Annotated in this window: 17 protein-coding genes; 3 read left to right on the top strand and 14 right to left on the bottom strand. The window is 69.0% G+C overall.

From position 1 onward, the window contains the following. Positions 1 to 318: 318 nt before the first annotated feature. The 3 genes from ACOBQB_RS30175 (at position 319) to ACOBQB_RS30165 (ending at position 3699) form a co-directional block, all read left to right on the top strand. Positions 319 to 1314, top strand: a complete 996-nt coding sequence (locus tag ACOBQB_RS30175) for a DUF2637 domain-containing protein (protein WP_423596116.1) — start codon at positions 319 to 321, stop codon at positions 1312 to 1314. A 329-nt stretch (positions 1315 to 1643) separates the two neighbouring features. Further along, entirely contained in the window at positions 1644 to 2015 is a 372-nt protein-coding gene (locus ACOBQB_RS30170; RefSeq protein WP_423598849.1) for a plasmid mobilization protein, read from the top strand. A gap of 4 nt (positions 2016 to 2019) precedes the next feature. Beyond that, complete coding sequence (locus ACOBQB_RS30165; protein ID WP_423596114.1) at positions 2020 to 3699, top strand: mobilization protein; 1680 nt, start codon at positions 2020 to 2022, stop codon at positions 3697 to 3699. A 47-nt stretch (positions 3700 to 3746) separates the two neighbouring features. Here ACOBQB_RS30165 and ACOBQB_RS30160 read toward each other — a convergent pair whose 3' ends face one another. The 14 genes from ACOBQB_RS30160 to ACOBQB_RS30095 form a co-directional block, all read right to left on the bottom strand. Then, positions 3747 to 4976 carry a damage-control phosphatase ARMT1 family protein gene (locus ACOBQB_RS30160; protein ID WP_423596112.1) on the bottom strand — a complete coding sequence of 410 codons (1230 nt, stop codon included), beginning with the start codon at positions 4974 to 4976 and terminating at the stop codon, positions 3747 to 3749. Between the two features lie 733 nt (positions 4977 to 5709). Continuing rightward, entirely contained in the window at positions 5710 to 5919 is a 210-nt protein-coding gene (locus tag ACOBQB_RS30155; protein WP_225882038.1) for a hypothetical protein, read from the bottom strand. 459 nt (positions 5920 to 6378) lie between these two features. Beyond that, positions 6379 to 7878, bottom strand: coding sequence for an amino acid permease (locus tag ACOBQB_RS30150; RefSeq protein WP_423596109.1), 1500 nt, complete (start codon positions 7876 to 7878; stop codon positions 6379 to 6381). A 44-nt stretch (positions 7879 to 7922) separates the two neighbouring features. After that, positions 7923 to 8852, bottom strand: a complete 930-nt coding sequence (locus ACOBQB_RS30145; RefSeq protein WP_423596107.1) for a hypothetical protein — start codon at positions 8850 to 8852, stop codon at positions 7923 to 7925. Between the two features lie 79 nt (positions 8853 to 8931). Beyond that, a complete protein-coding gene (locus tag ACOBQB_RS30140; RefSeq protein WP_423596105.1) occupies positions 8932 to 9582 on the bottom strand; it encodes an L-threonylcarbamoyladenylate synthase in 651 nt (216 codons plus the stop codon). Positions 9583 to 9586: 4 nt separating this feature from the next. Then, the gene (locus ACOBQB_RS30135; protein ID WP_423596103.1) at positions 9587 to 10351 is read right to left on the bottom strand and encodes a phytanoyl-CoA dioxygenase family protein; all 765 of its coding nucleotides are present in this window, start codon (positions 10349 to 10351) and stop codon (positions 9587 to 9589) included. Further along, complete coding sequence (locus ACOBQB_RS30130; protein WP_423596101.1) at positions 10335 to 11171, bottom strand: creatininase family protein; 837 nt, start codon at positions 11169 to 11171, stop codon at positions 10335 to 10337. Before ACOBQB_RS30130 ends, ACOBQB_RS30135 begins: the two co-directional genes overlap by 17 nt. Next, positions 11168 to 11965: a class I SAM-dependent methyltransferase gene (locus ACOBQB_RS30125; RefSeq protein ID WP_423596099.1), complete on the bottom strand. Its 798-nt coding sequence runs from the start codon at positions 11963 to 11965 to the stop codon at positions 11168 to 11170. The genes ACOBQB_RS30130 and ACOBQB_RS30125 overlap by 4 nt, the downstream gene beginning before the upstream one ends. Continuing rightward, a complete protein-coding gene (locus ACOBQB_RS30120) occupies positions 11962 to 12627 on the bottom strand; it encodes an HAD family hydrolase (protein ID WP_423596097.1) in 666 nt (221 codons plus the stop codon). Before ACOBQB_RS30120 ends, ACOBQB_RS30125 begins: the two co-directional genes overlap by 4 nt. Next, positions 12624 to 13070, bottom strand: coding sequence for a hypothetical protein (locus ACOBQB_RS30115; protein ID WP_423596095.1), 447 nt, complete (start codon positions 13068 to 13070; stop codon positions 12624 to 12626). Before ACOBQB_RS30115 ends, ACOBQB_RS30120 begins: the two co-directional genes overlap by 4 nt. Beyond that, positions 13052 to 14122, bottom strand: coding sequence for an enolase C-terminal domain-like protein (locus ACOBQB_RS30110; RefSeq protein ID WP_423596093.1), 1071 nt, complete (start codon positions 14120 to 14122; stop codon positions 13052 to 13054). Before ACOBQB_RS30110 ends, ACOBQB_RS30115 begins: the two co-directional genes overlap by 19 nt. Continuing rightward, the gene (locus ACOBQB_RS30105) at positions 14119 to 16170 is read right to left on the bottom strand and encodes a hypothetical protein (protein WP_423596091.1); all 2052 of its coding nucleotides are present in this window, start codon (positions 16168 to 16170) and stop codon (positions 14119 to 14121) included. The genes ACOBQB_RS30110 and ACOBQB_RS30105 overlap by 4 nt, the downstream gene beginning before the upstream one ends. Continuing rightward, on the bottom strand, positions 16167 to 17186 hold the full coding sequence (locus ACOBQB_RS30100; RefSeq protein ID WP_423596089.1) for a hypothetical protein: 1020 nt from the start codon (positions 17184 to 17186) through the stop codon (positions 16167 to 16169). The genes ACOBQB_RS30105 and ACOBQB_RS30100 overlap by 4 nt, the downstream gene beginning before the upstream one ends. A gap of 224 nt (positions 17187 to 17410) precedes the next feature. Continuing rightward, a complete protein-coding gene (locus ACOBQB_RS30095) occupies positions 17411 to 18109 on the bottom strand; it encodes an HAD family hydrolase (protein ID WP_423596087.1) in 699 nt (232 codons plus the stop codon). Between the last annotated feature and the right edge of the window lie 8 nt (positions 18110 to 18117).

Below are 18117 nucleotides of genomic sequence, written 5' to 3'. Positions count from 1 at the left end.
CCTACCGGTGCGCGCGGAGCGATCACGCGAGCGTCCACGCCGTACATGCGCCCAGGCGTACACGCGCGGAGCCCTCTTCAGAACGGCCCGCGTGCACGCCCCTCACTCCCGCCCCACAGGCCCCACCTCTCCAGCCTGGAGCCCACTGCCTTGCACTTCCCTGCCCCGAGCGCACCGACAGCCATACGCGGCAACCACAGCACCTATGCAGGCAGTGACCCTGCTACCGCCCGCTCCGGCCGCCGACGACAAGGCCCTCGCCAACATGACGATCCTGGCGATGCTCGCCGGGCGCCCGCCCCCACTGGGGAGCGTCGCGTGAACCGCAACGGACGCATCACCCTGGTCGTCGGCCTGGTGGCAGTCGTCCTCATGGCCTTCCGCGTCTCGTGGAACGCGCTGTCCGACGTGGCCCGCGCCATCGGCGCCGACTCCACCGCCGCCCTGCTCTATCCGATCGTGGTCGACGGGCTGATGGCGCTCGCACTGGTCGCCACGCTCGTGCTGCCCGGGGCCGACCGGAAGTTCGCGCTGCGGGTCCTGGCGACCTACACGATCGCCAGCCTCCTTATGAACTACGTGCACGGCCTCGCTCCGGCCCTGCACACCTCGTCGATCCGGTGGGGCCAACTGGCCGACTGGGACCCGGCGAACTGGGCCCTGGTGCTGCTGGCGACCTCGCTCCCGGTCGGGTCGATCTACTTCGGGTCGGACCTCGTGGCGAAGGTGCTGCACCACACCCCCGAGTCGGCTGACCCAGCCGAAACGGCCCCTGGCCGGTCGGCCAGCCAGCAAGCTGACGAGTCGGCTAGTGAGCAGACCGCACAGCCGACGTCTGACCAGGGTGAATCGGCCCCCGGCCAGCCGACCGAGTCGACCCCCGTGAAGGTCGCCGAAGCGCCCGCGACAGGGCCGACCGCAGCCGACGAGTCGGCCCCCGCCCCTGCTGCCCGGCCGCCCCGGTCGGCCGCCGTGGCGGAGTCGACCGGAGCCGCCTCGCGTCGAACGACCGGTCGGATCCCCGCCGCCAAGTCGACCGCCGACCGCACCCGGACCGACGCCGAAATCCTCGACGCGGCCCGACTCCTGACCTCCAACTGGAGCGACGACAGGCTGACCGCCGAGCGCCTGCGCGACGAACTACGGATCGGCCAGAAACGCGCCCGCGTCGTCCGCGACCAGCTGAAGGCCGAACGCACCGGCCAGGCCAAGTCCGCCGCGTACGACGACTTCGAACGCGAGCCTCTCGACGAACTCGACAAGGCCGCCGCCCAGCAGCAGGGCGAACCCAACGCGCCTGCCGACGCCGCCTGATTCCCCACGTTCACCTCACCCTCACGGCCCACCCCCGAGCTCCTCGGGAGGCAGCGCGGGGCCCTCGACACCAGCACCCCACGGAGATCCACCTCATGCACGACCCGCACCACGAACCCGTCGCAGCTCAGCAGCAGACGATCACCACATCCGTTACACGCGCAGCAAGTTGTCGGGTAAGGAGTCCTTACCCGGCCTCCGCCCCACAGGGGGCGGAGGCTTCCGGCGCCGAGGGGGCACCGGAGTCGGCCGGCCCGGGGGAGCCGACCGAGGGAGGGACAAGCGAGCCGTCGTCGAACGCGCCGCAGCAGCCTGCACCGCGTCGCCGCCTGCGTGACAAGCAGCTGCGCGAGCACCGCGTCCACCCCCGCTATAGCGATGACGAGTTCGACCTCGTGAAGAACGCCGCCGCTCTGAGCCGCATGCAACCCGGCGGCTATGTGGCTGAGTGCTCGCTGGCCGCCGCCCGCTCCAATGACCCCACCGCTGCGGTCGCCGACTATCGCGCCATGGTCAAGGCGCTGATGGCCGCCAACGGGCAACTGGGCAAGATCGGCAACAACCTCAATCAGCTCACCTGGCACCTCAACAAGGACGGCGCCTGGCCCCAGCCCGACACCGTCCAGCGGCTCCTGGACCGCGTCGAGGCGTCGATCGCCGACGTGGACGCAGCCGTCGCCCAGGTCACAGAGGGCCGGTGAGCCGGTGATACCCAAGATCATCCTTGGCAGGGGTCCGGAGGCTACCCGCCGCACGATCGGATATCTCTTCGGTAAGGGCCGGGCCAATGAGCACACCGACCCGCATCTGGTGGCGTCTTGGAACGGCTTCGCCCCTGACCCCGGCCGCAGCCCCCACCGCGACCCGAAGGAGGTGGAAAAGCAGCTTGTCGCCCAGCTCGACCAGCCCGTGCAGATGCTCGGCGACAAGGCGCCCAAGGACACCGTGTGGCACTGCCCGGTCCGCGCCGCACCCGAGGACCCCATCCTCACCGACGCCCAGTGGGCAGACATCGCCCGCCGCATCGTGGCCGCCGCCGGCATCGCCCCCGACGGGGACGAGGAAGCCTGCCGCTGGGTCGCCGTGCGCCACGCCGACGACCACATCCACATCGCCGCCACCCTCGTCCGCCAGGACGGCCGACGCCCCCAGCGCGGCTACGACCAACGCGCCGTCCAGCGTGAGGCTCGCCGGATCGAAATCGACTACGGGTTGCGGCGGTTGAAGCCGGGCGATGGCACCGCCGCCAAGCGCCCGACCAGCAAAGAGCACTTCAAGGCCAAGCGCCTGGGCCAGGACGCCACATCCCGCGAGATCCTGCGCCTGCGGGTACGCCGCGCGGTGGCCGCCGCCTCCAGCGAAGCTGAGTTCTTCGCCTTCCTGGGGGCGACCGGCGTGAAAGTACGCCCGAAGACCGAGCCGTCCGGCGACGTGATCGGCTACAGCGTCGCTCTGCCCGGCGACGTCAATAAGCAGGACGAACCCATCTGGTACGCGGGCTCCACCCTCGCCGGCGACCTCTCTCTGCCCAAGATCCGCCAGCGCCTCACGCACGCCAGCCACGAGCCCGTCCCCATCCCGCTGGGCGATCCGTGGCACCAGGCCACGGCCGCCACCGAACGCATCCCCCACCACCTCATCCATGGTGACGATCCTGCCGCCCAGGGCCAGCTCGTCGCACTCGGTGCCGCCTTGGACTTGCTGCCGCTCACTGCACCGGCCGGGGTGAGGGGCGAACTGGAACGGGCCGCCTCGGCGTTCGAGCGCGCCACCCGCTCCCGCATCGCCGCCGACGACGCCAGTGCCCGCGTTCTGCGCCGCAGCGTCCAGGCGATCTGGCGCAACCCCGCAGCCGTGGGCGACGGGTCCGGCCTGGCGATGCTGATCGACGCCGCGCTCACTGCGGTCGCCTTCGCCCGGCACTGGCACCGCACCCGCCAGCACGCCCAGCAGGAGGCGGCAGCCGAACAGGCCCTCCTCCACCTGCAGATCGCGTACGCGCAGATCGCCACACCGGTGCTGGACAGCCTCGCCCGCCACGCGCCCAGCCTGCAGACCAAGCATCGCCTCGCCCAGTACGTCCAGAAGGCGGTGCCCGCCTACGCCGAGCGCATCCTTGACGACGCCGCCTGGGATGCCTTGGCCGCAGTGCTCGCCGAGGCCGAGAAGGCAGGGCACAACGCGGACACCGTCCTCGACCAGGCTGTCAGCCAACGCACCCTGGACGACGCCCGCAACCCCGCCCGCGCCCTGACCTGGCGCATCCAGCGCCTCGGCCAGCGCCACGCCCCCGGCCCTCGCGCCCAGGCCACCGTGCAGCACCCCGTCCCCGGCACCAGCGCACCCGGCGTCAGGCCAGCTACCGGTGCCGCTCGTCGGTGTTGACCGGGCACAGAGGGCCAGGAGCCGCTGGCCCAGCGCGGCGGCCGCGTCTACGGCCGAACTTGGATCAAGGCATGAGTACCGCTCGTACGCCAAGCCGCACCTGACTGCTCCAGAGCGTCCAGCGCTTTCTGCTCCAGCCCCACGATGACGTCGGACTTGAGCGTGCGAAACGCCGCGACGGCCCCGGGGAAGCACGCCGTGCAGTCGGCGAACGGCGTCGTCGCGTCCCACAGGCGGTCGCCCACCAGCCGCCGGTAGTTGAGGTCGCCCTTCAGGATGGTCAGCGTGACGGCCGCGAACTCCTCTCGCAGGTCCTCCGGCATGTCCTCATACGGCAGCGGCGCGCAGAAGAACGGGTGGGCGCGGATCTCCAAGCGCCCGATCGCCATAGCATCCCAGAGGCGCCCGCTGATCCCACCCGCCTCACCGGGCGCCTCAGCGAGGCGGCGCAGGCAGTCGACGACGTCGGCCGTCATCGCGTCGGAGACGTAGTACGGGTAGGGCTTTACGTGGAGCACGATCCGCTCGGCATGCCGGTGCAGCAGGAGGTGGTCGATGAGGATCAGGTCCGGGGTCAGCTCCCGCCCCGCGTTGTCCGCCACCACGGCGACCGTAGCGCCGCCTCCGGCGGGTAGGAGCTGCCAGAGCACAGCGCTGTCATCGGCGACCAGCCCATCGTTAGCACCTCCGGCCGCTGCGTCCCCCTCCGTAACGCGGAAGCCGAGGTCCGCGCGGTTACCCCAGAGCGAGGCGTGGACCAGAGCTGTGGCTCGCTCGTCGGCCGGTGCGTCGGCGAGCGCGTCCAGGGCCCGAAGCTCCTCGTCCACTGCCGTGCCGCGTAGCTCGGCCCTCTTGAAGGGGGCGAAGGGGTCGACCCCTTGCCACGGGCTCGTACCGAAGTATTCGGTGGCGCCGAGGAGCCTGCGGTAGAAGTAGCTCTCCGCCCACAGGAACGGGGCGTCGAACCACGATCGCCCGAAGTGCTTTCGTCCCCAGGCCGACCACTGTCCGTGGTCGGGCTCCGAGGGAGCGAGTGGTTTGATCACGCCGTTGGTGATCTCGTCCAGCAAGGCATCGAGAGCCTCGTGCTGGCGGGGACCGTACGGAAAGGCGTCTCGTACCTGCTGGATCAGTGCCGGATGCCGCTTGGCCAGGACACCCCAGGCGAACGAGCCGGGCTCGTTGCTCAAGATGACCGGTGCGTGCGGTTCGGCGGCCAGACGGGCGGAGCCGCTGCCCACGCCGTCGTCCGAGCTGCGGGACGTCTTCTCTGCCATGGTGTCCAAGCCTTTCGCTTGTCGCTCACGAATCCTTGATCCTCAGGGCCACTACCCCCGCCGCACTGCCGACCAGCACCTCTCCCGTTACGGGTTCGAAGGCCGCGCAGTGCAGGGAAGCGTCCACCCTGACCTGAGCGATCTGGCTTTGCTCACTGAGCGACCACAGACGCACTGTCCCGTCCGCCGCGGCTGACACCAGGCGGTCTCGTCGCCGGTGAAGCCGAGCATAAGGATGCGGCCGGTGTGCCCGGCGAGGTGGGAGGTGAACCTGTCCGCGCCGAGTTGCCGCACCGCGATGTCACCGGTTCCCGCACCGACCGCGACACGATGCCCCCCTGGTCCGACGACTGTGGCGGCGCGGGCCCACCCGCTAGGGCTGGAGAACCAGCTCACAAACTCCCCGGTGAGGGCGTGCCACCCGCGTACGGAGCCGTCGCCTCCACAGGCAGCGACGAGATCACCGCTGTTGTCGAAAGCGAGCGGGCGCAGCCGGCCCGCGTGAACGTCCTGGCTCCACAGCAGCGCCCCTGTAGAGAAGTCCCAAACCCGGATGTTTCCGTCACCCGTACTCGCGGCGATGCGGGATGTCGAGCGAGCCATCGCAAACGGCCGAAGGCGGCGGAGACACCAGGCCGGCGTACGGGCAGCCCTCGGTCAGCGCCACTCCCCAGGCTGTGAGCCGAGTCGGTAGGTCCCAGTGCGTTGAGCCACTCAGCAACAGAGGGTGACCTCAGCGCTCGCTGTTGCCCGGTTCGGGCACGGTCGAGTGGGCAGGTCTTGTCCGGTCAGGGGAAGGCGTGGCCGCGCTGTCGTGGTCGCTGACGAGCCACGCACCCAAAAGGAGGCCCACGACGAGCAGGACCAGGTGACGGTTCTTCTTCCACCACGACGGCGGGCTGGGCTTGGTTATGACGTACTCCACGCCTGGGGGCTTCGGCACGGAGGTCCTCCCTCTCTTGGAGAGCATCCCGGAGTAGGCGTGATGCTGCCTTGGTCCGGGAGCGTGTGGACGTGCGGACGTAGACGTTTACGCGAGTGGAGTTGCCGGTGAGGGCCCAATCCGTGGTGGCGGCTGGGCGTGCAATGGACGGGCAGTTCCCGCTGCCGAGCGGGTCGCCTCGTATCGGCTTGGAGCCAAGTGTGAAATATGAAGCGGTCGAGCAGCTACTCGATTAGCGGTGCCGCCGGCACGATGAGCCCTGCGAACCAGAGGTTCTCAGCCAAGCGGCTGCAGGCGTTTCGCGGTTTGAGCGAAAGGTGCTGTGCAGACAGCTGGAGATACCGCCACTCGCGCCAAGGCTGCCGAACGCAGACTCCGCGTGGCCCGCCCCACATCAGCACGGACCACGTCAAAGCCGTCCGGAGGGGGCCTACCAGCGAGCCGTCTGCATCCCTGGCCCTAATCGCGATCGCGGCTGGCGTTACGCGGGTGGTGCGGGTTGAGGAACCATTTGCGGGCCGAGGCAAGCCACCAGGCACCGCAGAAGGCGACGACGACCCCGACCGCGATCGGCGCGTAGTTGAAGGTGTCCGCGGTGACCGGGGAGCTCTGCGGCAGCATGAACAGCACCGTGATCACCACGACCCACACGACGGCGATCGTGCCGACCGTGGTGGACCAGGAGCCCAGGTGCCAGGGGCCACGCTCGAACCGGCTCCCCAGGCGCAGCCGCAGGAACGTGGGGATCACGTACGCGATGTAGAGGCCGATGGTCGCGATAGAGGTGACGGCCGCGTACGCGGTGCTGTTCCACAGGTAGGGCAGGCCGAGGACGAAGGCACCGCCGGTGGCGAGCCAGACGGCGTTGGTGGGGGTGCGTGTGCCGGGGTGGAGCTTGTGCCACGTCCGGGAGAAGGGCAGCGCGCCGTCGCGGGAGAAGGCGTAGATCATGCGGGAGTTGGCGGTCACTGAGGCCATCCCGCAGAAGAGCTGGGCGACGATGATGACGAGCAGCAGCCATTTGCCGGCCGCCGCGCCGAGGGCGTCCATGAGGATCTGGGCCGGGGGCACGCCGGTGCTCGATTCGAGGGCGCCGGTGTAGGAGTCGATGGCGTAGGTGAAGCCGAAGAGGAGGACGAATCCGGCCGCGAGGGAGACGAGGATCGAGCGGACGATCCCCTTGGGGCCGGCGGTGGCCGCGTCGATCGTTTCCTCGGTCATGTGGGCCGAGGCGTCGTAGCCGGTGAAGGTGTACTGCGCCATCAGCAGCCCGATGAGCACCACGTAGAGGCTGGACGAGAAGCCGGTGTTGTTGACGAACTCGCCGAAGACGAAGTGGGCCGACTGGTGGTGGTCGGGGATGAGGACCAGGGCGCCGCAGATCACGACGACGCCGAGGATGTGCCACCAGATGGACACCTCGTTGAGGGCTGCGACGATGCGCACGCCGAAGGTGTTCAGGACGCCGTGCAGGACCAGGATGATCCCGAACAGCATGATGGTGTGCCCTGGCGTGGCGACGTATCCGAACTGAAGATCAAGCAGAGCGTTGAGGAAGTTGGCGGCGCCGAAGTCGATGCCCGCTGTGACGGCTATCTGGCCGAGGGTGTTGAACCATCCGGTGAACCACGCCCAGGCCGCCGCCGAGCGTCTCGGGGCCATGCGGTGCGCCCAGAAATACAGGCCGGCGCTGGTGGGGTATGAGGAGCAGACCTCGGCCATCGACAGCCCGACAAAGAGTGTCATGAGGCCGACGAACAGCCAGCCCCACATGATCACCGCCGGGCCGCCGGTGTTCATGCCGTAGCCGTACATGGTCATGCAGCCGGACAGGATCGAGATGATCGTGAAGCTGACGCCGAAGTTGGCGCGGCCGGACATCGAGCGGGACAGCGTCTGCTGGTAGCCGAGCTGCTTGAGGCGTTCCTCGTCGGAGACGCGGGAGACATCGAGAGGCACAGGGGTTCCGTCCTTCGTACATGAAAGGGGGATGGTTCGGGTGCTCAGCGGTGTCGGCGTCGCGGAGGGCTGTAGGCCCAGCCGCGGTGCCGCAGGAACAGTTCGCGGGGCTGGCCGCAGTACGACCACGGCACTTGCGTGGCGTACGGGCCGATCGCGTCGAAGACCTCTAGGGCCTCGTGGTGGCGGTTCGCGAGCGACAGGGCGTGGGCGAGGTAGTTGGCGTCGTCGGCAAAGCAGGCGTGAGGCTGCGGTGCTCGGTAGCGCCACCAGCGCTCCAGCACCGGATCGATCTGCGGGCAGTCGACCCAGGGGTGGATCGTCAGGCCGTATGACGTCTGGTCCTGCTCCTGGCGGGACCGGTGTGCCTCCGCCAGGGCGACCAGGGGCAAGGCCGCTATGGGCAAGCCTTGGGGAGCGATGGATGCCTGCTCCTCGGCCCACCAGGCCGCCTCACCTGGCTTTCCGTGATGGCGGGGAAGCAGGTACGTGATGACCTCGTGGTGCGCCTCGCGATTCCAAGGGTCACGCTGCTTGATCTCCTCCCATACGTGGCAGAGCGTGTCCCGATCGGGAGCGTGGGTGCGAAGTAACGCGAGCATGACAATCAAAGGGGCGACATCCTGCGGCCACACATGCAGAGCGGCACGGGAGGTGGCCCACGCTTCCTCCATGAGCGTCCGGCCCGCGTCCCGTCCGACGATCATGGCGCGCAGAGCCTGGACGTTCGCGAGAAGGGCGAGGGCGTGTGGTGAGCGCGGTTCGGCCTTCGCCCAGGTGTCCGCGAACCGGAGCCGTGCCCCCGCTTCGGCGAGGACCTGGAGGCGGAAGATCCGGCGATCCCAATCCTGGCCGGTAGAGGTTAGGAGATCGCGCGGGCCCTCCCAGCGGCCCATAGAGGCATCTTCGAGAACCCGCCGCAGCGCCTCGTCGTCCCTCGCCGGGTGCGTGTCGAGGAGTGGCCTGGGTTTCATTCCCTCCCGCCCCCGACCGCGCTCCGCAGCCTGCATGGCCCCGGCGCCCGCCCCCGCGCGACGCGACTCGATATCTCCATCAGGAGGGCCGCACTTCCCGTCCAAGGACTGCGTTGACAGCTCGCTGGTGGACGAGGCCCGTGCGTACGAGCTTGGCCTCCGGGGTGAAGCAGTCCACGATCGTCATGTGGTTGGCCGCAGGGCAGACCCCTCCGTCGACGACGACGGACACCGTGAGGCCCGAGGCCGCGAGGAAGGTGTGAACCTCGTCGAGGGTGACGGCGGGGCCGCGGTCATCCGGCCCTGCGTCGCCAGAGATGTTGGCCGTCGTCGCGGCTACAGGGACCTTGGCCCGCGCAGCCAGTTCGCCGAGGAACCCGGGCGCCATGGTGGTGAGCGCCGGCGAGCCGACAGCGGCATGGCGTGCGGCGTCGTCGGGGTCCCGCCACGGCAGGAGGAGTGCGAGGTCGCCGGGCCAGAACTGTTGGGCGAGTCTCCGCGCCTCGGCTCCGAGTTGGAAGTGCTGTTCACAGACAGTCAGCGAGGGGGTGACGTAGGCGAGAGACTTGCCGCTGGGACGCCGTTTCCCCTCGAAGATGCTGCCGGCGGCGTCCGCGTTGCTGGCGTCGGCGCAGATCATGTACCAGCGGTTGGTGGGGACGATGACGAGCCCTCCGGCCTCGATGGCGCGGGCAGCGGTATCGAGTTCGCCGGGGTAGACAATGCGCATGGTGCTACTCCTGGGAAGTAGGCGCGGGGATATCCGCGAGGGGCGGGTAGTCGAGCCAGGGGTCACGGAGAGCTTGGAGGCGGTGGCCTGCGTGATGCGGGTGGGAGACGCGGAAGTACGCCATCACCCTGGGGAACGGCATGAAGTTCTGGGCCACCGTGTGGGGAACGAGGTGGTGCATCAACAGGACGTCCCCGGGGAGGCCGAGAAACGGGGTGCCTCGCTCGCGGCCGATCTCTGGCGGAACCTGCTCTGTCATTCCGAGGGACCACTCCTCGGCGAACCAGCGGGCCATGGCGAGGTGCCCGCCGGGCAGGTAGTGCAGCGCTCCGCACCGCGGGTCGCTGACGTCGGAGAGGATCACGCCGACCAGCAGGGAGAACGTACGCAGCTCGCGCGGGTCCAGGTGAGGGCAGGAGACCCCGTCGACGTGCATGGCCTTTACCGGTTGCATGCCTGGAAACTCGCTTTCGGGCACGCGTATCTGGATCTGCGCGGTCGTGACCGGTGCGGCGGCGCCGAGCAGGTCGCCGACGAGCTCGGCCGCGTCTGTCTCCGTGTACAAGGCGAGCAGTTCTGCGCTGTCCCCCAGTTCCGGGGCGAAGGTGCGCCGGGAGTACGCGGATATGTCGTCCGGAGTCATTTCCTTGCGGTACGACACGTCGATCAGGGATACGGCTCGCTTCACCTGGTCGGGGTCGGCCAAGCCGCGTCGTATGAGGACGCCGTCCCGTTTGAAGGTCGCCTTCTCCTCAGCTGTGAGACGCATGGGGCCCCCGTACGCCGGTCGGTTCGTGGGATGTGGGTGGGACGAGCCGGTCCAGCATGTCCACACACGCCTCCAGGGCGGCGGTGACGAGGGCCTGGCCGTGATCGGCGGTGGCCCGCCGCGGGTCGCCACCGATGACTCCGTGCGCGGAAATCGCGGGGTCGTCCGACGACCAGGGCCATGTGGTGCCCCGGCCGAATACGAGGCGCTGGATCTCCTCCCGTCGGGCGGGATCGTGAATGGGCTCACTCGGGAGGAGGTCCATCCGTACGTGGTCGGGTGCGAGGGCGAGCATCAGGGAGGTCTCCCGGACGCCGGCGTGCACCTCGGGGAACTCGCCGTCGTCCTGGAGCCGGCCGGCGGCGAGAGAGCCGGGATTGACCACGCAGGTTGCCGCATCGTGCGTGCGCTGGAGTTGGTGTACGAGGGCCTCAAGGACGCCCTTATTGCCTCCGTGGCCGTTGACGATGAGGACCGTACGCGCGGGGGTGGCCCTGATGTACTCCCCCACCAGCGTCTCGATCAGGGCGGTGTAGAGCGAGACGTTCAGGGTGATGGTGCCGGGTGACCAGGCGTGCTCCGGAGAGAGCCCATAGGGGACGGGGGGCACGACCCAGAGGTTGTGACGGTCCACGACGTGCGTGGCCAGTCGCGAGGCGAAGCGCTCGGCGATGAGGCTGTCCGTGTTCAGCGGCAGGTGCGGGCCGTGCTGCTCAAGAGACCCGACCGGCAGGCAGAGGACCGACCGCTCACTCAGCTCGGACGTGAGACGCGGGGCTGTCAGCCTGCCGTAGGACCGCGCCTCGCCAGCAAGTGTCATTTCTTGCCCCGCCGTCCGAGGCGGATGAGGAATTCGTTCTCCTCGGGGAAGGTGTCGTTGTCGCTGAAGTCGGCCAGCCGGTGCTTCAGCGCGCCCTCGAACTCCTTCAGCCGGTCACCGAAGAGGTGAGGAGCGGCGAAGGACGTGGAGTAGAGGTAACCGAGGATGCTCTCCGCGGCCCAGGTGCGCTGAACGGGTACGCGGACTTCCTCGACCTCGTTGAAGGGCGACTCCTCCATGATCTCGCTGTAGGGGCGGTTGTGGTGCTGGAAAGTGCCGGATCCCGCCCGCCGCTCCTCTCCGAGGAAGCTCTTCACCACATCCCGGACGGCTTCCTTCCAGGGGCTCCCAGCTGCCCAGAAGCTGTTGTCCCCGAAAATGGCGACCACGCCGTCCGGAGCGACCTGCTCGTCCAGGAGAGTCAGGACGGCGGCTTGGTCGAGCCAGTGGAACGCGCGGCAGATGGTGACGAGTTCGGCCTGCCAGCCAGCGGGTGGCGTGAAGTCTTCGGCCGTGCTCTGGACGATGGACAGGCTGGAGCCCTCGGGGAGCTTCGGCCGCAGCGCCGACTCGGCCGCGGCAAGCATGTCGGCGTCGTCGTCGACGGCGATGATGTCGCCGAAGCGGTCGAGGAGAGCCTCGGCCACGAGCCCGGTTCCCGTACCGACATCCAGGAGTCGGCGGTGGCCATCGGGGCGTGCCGGTGCAGCGCGGTCGAGCACCGATGCCACATCGTCGGGGATGCCCGGGCGGAATTGGCGGTAGTACGTGGTGGTTCCGGCGAAGAGGCTCATGTGACGCTCCCTGCTGCGAGATATTCGATGTGCGTGGCGGCCGCCGTCAGGTCGGAGACGACGCGTACGCCGTGGTCAACGACCAAGTCTTCATCGGGGACTTGGCGCCCGCGGGATATCCAGACGGCTCTGAGGCCGGATTCGACGGCCCCCACGATGTCGCAGGCCCAGTCGTCGCCGACGTGGATCACGCGATCGGGGATGACATCGAGCTGGTCGATGACGGTGTGGAAGGCGCGGGAGTCCGGTTTGGTGTGTCCGATGCGGCACGAGGGGAAGTAGTCGCTCACCCAGGGGAAGAGCAGGCCACGCAGTCCCTCGGTGTCGGCGTCGACGCACGTGACGTTGGACAGCGTGACCACAGTCGCAACGCCACTGATCCGGCGCAGAGCCTCCGTCGTGCCAGGGAAGAGACGGAATGGGGCCGGGGGAAAATCACGGGGGAATGACTCCGGTGGTACCCCCAATGCCTCGCAGACCCCGGCTGCCACGGCGTCGGTGATCTCCGGCTGGGTGTGGAGGCTGGCCCGCATGACCGCCCGGGCCTGAGCGGCGGGCAGCGGGGAGGCTTCCGTCAGCAGCATCGTCAGGCCCGGACCGTCGGCGGTACCGAGGGTTCCGCCGACGTCGACCATGACCAGGAGTGAGGGATCGGTGGTCATTGGGGCCTCTCGGTGATCGCCGGCAGGGCGGAGACGATGGCCTCGACGCGCGCCTGTCTGATGGCGGTGGTCGTGGACTCGGACAGATAGGTCAGGACGTAGCGCAGCTCCGCCTCGTCCAGCGCCTCCAAAGCGCGCCCTTCCTTCGCGGCTGCCTGCTCAAGGTCCGGCGGCACGGTGCGGGGTCGTAGCCCATGCGGAAGGTGGAGCGTTCCGTCCCATTCCGTGCCCACGGCAGGGACGGCGGAGTGCTCCGCCGGGCGTAACACGGTGACGTCGTCCAGGGTGAGGATGCGTACGAAGATCTTTTCCCCTCCCGTCTCCAGGCTCCCCTTGAGGAAGGTGTCGTGGCCGTCGAGCCGCTCGGAGAGCACCAGGAACGGCCCATCAGGTCCCTGGACGACCGTGCCGTGGACAGCGACGTTCATCGATGTGCTGGGCATGCCGTGCTCCTCGGGGCCGTGCCGAGACCTGGGGTGGCCGGCAGACGGATGCGTCCGTGTTCCACATGAAGTGGGGTGTCGTAGAGGAGTTGCCGTCTCGGCTCCCACTGGAGGCGGTACTCCACGGCCGGTGCGGCGTCGGGATGGGCGGCCGCGAGGTGGAGGCCGGGGACGAGCGAGCGCCCGTGCGGGTAGACGGGGACGGCCTGGGCGCGGGCCACGTCGAGGATCTGGAGTGCACGGGTGAGACCGCCGCAACCGACGACGTCGAGGATCAGAGCGCTGGGGTTGACGTACTGGATCAGCCCGGCCGGGTCCTCGTCGACGTGCGCGCGCTCGCCAACGGCCAGCGGCAAGTGCGTGGCCGCGAGGAGTGCGTAGGTGTCCAGGTCGTGACGCGGCAGCGGGTCCTCCAGCCAGCGGAGGCTGCCGCCATCCACACTCTGGGCGAAGGCCATGGCCACAGCTGGAGTCCAGGTACCCACCGCGTCGACGGCAAGCGGGGCACCGACGGCCTGGGCACTGCGCTCCACGGCTCTCGCCATGCGCACGGCGGCGAGATCGGGTGCGTCGGCCGACGCTCGACGCAGTCCCCACTTAGTGAAGGACCAGCCGCCCGACGCGACCCTGCCAAGTACGTCCAAGTCCTCGACGGCGGCCAGGTCCTGGGAAAGCCAGGAGGCGTAGGCCGATACGTCTGACCGTGGCGCATCGGTGCCCAGGAGGGCGGCGACGGGGCAGGAGGCGAGCCGGCCGTGCAGATCCCAGACGGCACAGTCGATCGCACCGACCGCCCACGACGCGGTCTCCGACGGGACTCGACGCGACGCCGTACGCAGCCGCTCCAGGAGCCGGACGTGATCCAGGGCATCGGCGCCAGGCACGACGGATGCCAACACATCCCTCACATAGCTGCCGATCCGCTGACTGACCGGACCGTAGGTGCCGACAGTGCCAGCGCCGCAGATCATGACGAAGATCGCGTCGTCGCCCGGTGCCGTGTTCTCCCGCACTTCGGTGATCTCCAGGCGCTCGATGGTGGCCGGGGTCATCGGACCGCCTCGCGGGAGGCCAGCAGAAGGTCGGCGGATCGCTCCACGCCCGACCGATCCATGCGGAGGGCGTGGGCGAGGGAGCGCTGGGACATGGGGCCGGGCGGCTCCTGCCAGCCGATGACGTCAACGGGGCGACGGAGCCGCCCGGCCAACAGCCCCCAGATAGCTGCGGAGTGGCCAAGCGTGAGGACGAGCACGGGAGCGCGGGCGCCGAGGTAGTGGTCGACCTCCCCGCCGTCGAGGCCGCGAGGCCACCGTGACGAGTCGCCGAGGACGGTCAGATCGAGAAGGTTCACCACCCGAACGCGGCACCCATGCCGATCGCGGATGGCGTCCACGGCCTCCGTGGCGACGGCGGCCGGGATGTCTCCAGCCGTCACGATCGTGAGGTCGGGCTCACCGTCGTCGCTCAGGTGCGGCCAGATCGCCAAGCCATGCTCACGCTCCTCGTCGAGAGTGGCGACCGGGTGCTCGGTGCAGGCGTGTTTCCCGGCGATCACGAGGTTGATGCCATCGACGGAGTCGAAGACCTCGTCCAAGACGGCCGCGGTGCGCACCGGGTCCGCCGGTGTCAGCACACGCACCCGAGGATCGGCCAGGGCGAGGAGTGCACTGGCCAGAGACGGATCACCGTGGGTGTAGACGTTGTGCCACCCATAGGACGTGAGCAGAAGGTTGAGGCTGGGCAGGCCCAGCGCGCCCGCCAAGCGCCGCTGCTTGATGTGACTCACCAAGCCGCTGGTGAGCAGCGGTGCGAACGCCTCGTACGAGACCATCACCCCTCGGCGCCCACTGGCGGTCCAGCCGGCGAGCCACTCCAGCAACACTTCCTCCGCGAGGAGTTCGTGTGCCCAGCGCTCGCTGACCAGGTCCGGGAGTCGGTTGGACGACAGCTCGTCCGGGCTGAGGACGCGGAAATCTCCACGTGTGGCGTGCCGCTTGATGACACCGGTGACCGCTGCACCGAACGTGTCCACCTGTCGGAGCACCGAGGCCCGCCCTGCCGCCCCCGGGCGCTCGGCTGGAGCGAAGGAGCACCAGCTAGCCGTGGCTACCGCCTCGGCTAGTTCCTCGCGAGGACGTCCGTCCGGGTCGAAGAGATCTGCGGTCCGGTAGGAGGCGAGCCAGTGGGCCAGCTCGGTGAGTTGCTCTTGATCGGTGTGCGGGCTGGCCAGCGGTGTCTTGTGCAGGGCGGAGGTGCCCAGCAGGGGGCGGCCTCCGAGCGATGTGGGGCCGCCCCAGCCCTTCATACAGCGCAGGATCAGTACCGTGTGCCGCCCCATAAGCGTCTCCTCCAGTGCCTTCCGTAACGTCGCGTGGAAGGCACGGTGCTCCTGCGGAGATCCCGTCACTACATGGACCACCGAGCCCGTCCAGCCCAGGCCGCCGAAGTATGCGCGGAGCTCGTCGTCGTTCATCGCACCGAGCAGCGACTGCTGTCCCATGCGGAAGCCGTTGACGTGCACGATGGGCAGTACCGAGGTGCTCGGAAGGGCTCGCTGCCCCAACCAGCTCGCTGCGGTCGTGGGGGTCTCACACTCGCCGTCCCCGATGATGGGCACGACAACCCTGTCCGGTGCGTCGAGGGCGACTCCCTGCGCGAACGGAAGACAGCCGCCGAGCCGCCCACCGAGGAAGCCGCCGGCGGAGAGAGAGGGCGAGACCTCGGACCCGAGGCCCTCCACGTCCGGGAACGCCTGCGCCAGCCGCCGCAGGCCATCCGCATCCGGACCGAACCGCGACCGCACCTTGGCGAGCTCACCCGTCACCCAGGACACGGCGAGCTGGACGACACCGGCGTGCCCCGCGCCAAGGAGCGGCACCACATCCACGCGCTGGTCCAAGTGCCCGGCGGCGAGCACCACGTGGGACAACGCCCACGCGGTGCCGGGCACGGTGCCCCAGTGCCCGGAGGGACGTGCCTTCACATGCTCGGCGACCAGCGGCTCCTTGAGCAGGACGTTGTCCCGCAAGTGCAGCTGGCAGACCGAGGCGTAGACGGTCGCCCGCCACAGAGCATCGGCCAGAAGGGCGGTCTCGGTCACCGCGCACCGACCAGGAGCTCTTCAGCGAAGGTGAAGTACCACAGGGGCCGGTAGCACTCCCATGCGGCGGGCCGCAGCCCAGTGGGACCCATGATGTCCTCGATCACCACGCGGGCCTGCAAGTAGTGCTCCAGGTCCTGGGCTCCGGGGGTACGCAGGCCGGCCATGACTGAGTTGTGGGCCTGGTAGACCTGGAAGTTGGGGAACTCGGAGACGTATGGAGCCAGCGCACCGACGCCCGCGTGCAGAGCCTCAAGTCCGTCCAACCCCACGATGTAGGTGAACGAGGTGCCGTGACCGGCTTCCAACGCGCGCCGGAGCACTCCCGGCATCTGCGATGCGACGAGTACGGCCTTGCTGGCCTTCAGCAGCAGATCCCGGCGAGTGAAGCACTCAGCGGTGAGCCGCAGAACGAAGGGTGTCACGTCCTGGGCGAGTTGATCAAAGGCGTACCTGGATCCCAGCACTGAGGTCAGGAAGCCGATTCGTGCTTTGACACCATGTTCGTCGAGCACAGACCGCAGAGTGCGAAGGTGATACACCGCCGCCGCCTCCCGTTCGAAGCAACCCGTTGAAACGGTCACCTCACGCAGTTCCGTCAGGTCTCGGCGCGGGTGCTGCTCCCGCAGAGCGGAGAGGAGCTCCCGCAGGTCCCGCTCCTCCGAGAGCCGAGGGTCAGCGGCGGCTTCAAGGGTGTTCGGGCAGAAGGCACACCCCACACAACGGCTGCGAGCATTCGGGTTGAGGGTGAGAGCCACGCCGCCATCGCGGAAGTACCCGCCGACCGCCTCGTCCGCATCGATGCGCTCAACGGTTCCGACTGGCGCGCCGCCCAGCGTGAGGCGCTCGCCCCTGAGCCGGAACGGAGAGTCCGTGACGTTCAAGGGGACTATGAGCTGCCAGGGCACCGATGGCGCGCTCAACAGTCGGACCTGGACGCGGGCCCGGTGGCGCGGCAGATCGGAGTCGATGCCGTGCAGATTGACCGCGATGAGCAGCGCGTCCTCGACGGGCACGCGGTACTTGGCTGCGAGCCGTTCCACCGCTCTGAGCGTGGAGGTCGTGCTGGTCTGTCCGCTGAGTAGTGCCGTCATGCGCGTGCTCCGTCCAGTCAGCCGGAGGGGGTGATGCGCCGGCGGCCCGTGGAGAGGTCAGCTGCCGACGACACGCAGAGACTGTCGTGGAACACGAGGACGCCGAACGCCGTCCTGGGACCTCTCGGGGACGTCCTGGGACGTTTTCAGTCGCTGCCCTCGGCCAGCGAGCGCAGATGACTCACCAGAGCGGCGACACCCCGCAGATCAGAGAGAACCACCGCTGCCCCGGCGGCCCTCAGCTCTTCGACGCTGTGGATGCCAGACGCCACGGCGACGACATGAGCCTCGGAGTCGAGGGCGGCCTGGACGTCGCGAGGGGTGTCACCGATCAGCACGACGGGCGTGTCTTGCGGAAGGCCATGGGTCTGCTGAATGTGCTCTCGAGCCACCTTCACGAGGGCGGCACGGTCCTCCGAGTGTTCTCCGTACGCACCGCACTCCATGTCCAGGAGCACATCGAGCCCAAAGGCGCGCAGCTTCACACGGGCGTTGGCGGCAATGTTCCCTGTGAGCACCGAGGAGATCATGTCCGGTTCCGCGGCCACCGCCGCGAGCGCCTCCCGCACACCGGGAAGAGCGGAGCCACGCGCCGAGAGCTCCGCTCCGCGCCTCGCGCCCGCGGCCTCCAGGGCGAGCGCGATCCGCTCCCAGGCCGGTGGTTCCAACCCGTGGTCCCGGAACATGTCGGCGAGGATCAAGCGGTCCGTCCGCCCTTCCGTACGGGCGGGACGGTCAGGCGCGCGGCCGGCGACCGTCGCGAAAGCCGCCGCGTAGATTTCCTTGCTGACGCCCGAGTTTTCGATGAGCGTGTGGTCGATGTCCCAAAGCACGATGAGTGGCACACCACCAG

The sequence above is a fragment of the Streptomyces sp. G5(2025) genome, assembly GCF_049542075.1.
Taxonomy (GTDB): Bacteria; Actinomycetota; Actinomycetes; order Streptomycetales; family Streptomycetaceae; genus Streptomyces.
This window is presented reverse-complemented; position numbering and strand designations above follow the sequence as displayed.

Excerpts from the sequence above, each read along its gene's own strand:
- ACOBQB_RS30160 (WP_423596112.1), bottom strand. The coding sequence starts at position 4,976 with ATGGCAGAGAAGACGTCCCGCAGCTCGGACGACGGCGTGGGCAGCGGC.
- ACOBQB_RS30145 (WP_423596107.1), bottom strand. The coding sequence starts at position 8,852 with ATGAAACCCAGGCCACTCCTCGACACGCACCCGGCGAGGGACGACGAG.
- ACOBQB_RS30140 (WP_423596105.1), bottom strand. The coding sequence starts at position 9,582 with ATGCGCATTGTCTACCCCGGCGAACTCGATACCGCTGCCCGCGCCATC.
- ACOBQB_RS30135 (WP_423596103.1), bottom strand. The coding sequence starts at position 10,351 with ATGCGTCTCACAGCTGAGGAGAAGGCGACCTTCAAACGGGACGGCGTC.
- ACOBQB_RS30130 (WP_423596101.1), bottom strand. The coding sequence starts at position 11,171 with ATGACACTTGCTGGCGAGGCGCGGTCCTACGGCAGGCTGACAGCCCCG.
- ACOBQB_RS30125 (WP_423596099.1), bottom strand. The coding sequence starts at position 11,965 with ATGAGCCTCTTCGCCGGAACCACCACGTACTACCGCCAATTCCGCCCG.
- ACOBQB_RS30120 (WP_423596097.1), bottom strand. The coding sequence starts at position 12,627 with ATGACCACCGATCCCTCACTCCTGGTCATGGTCGACGTCGGCGGAACC.
- ACOBQB_RS30115 (WP_423596095.1), bottom strand. The coding sequence starts at position 13,070 with ATGCCCAGCACATCGATGAACGTCGCTGTCCACGGCACGGTCGTCCAG.
- ACOBQB_RS30110 (WP_423596093.1), bottom strand. The coding sequence starts at position 14,122 with ATGACCCCGGCCACCATCGAGCGCCTGGAGATCACCGAAGTGCGGGAG.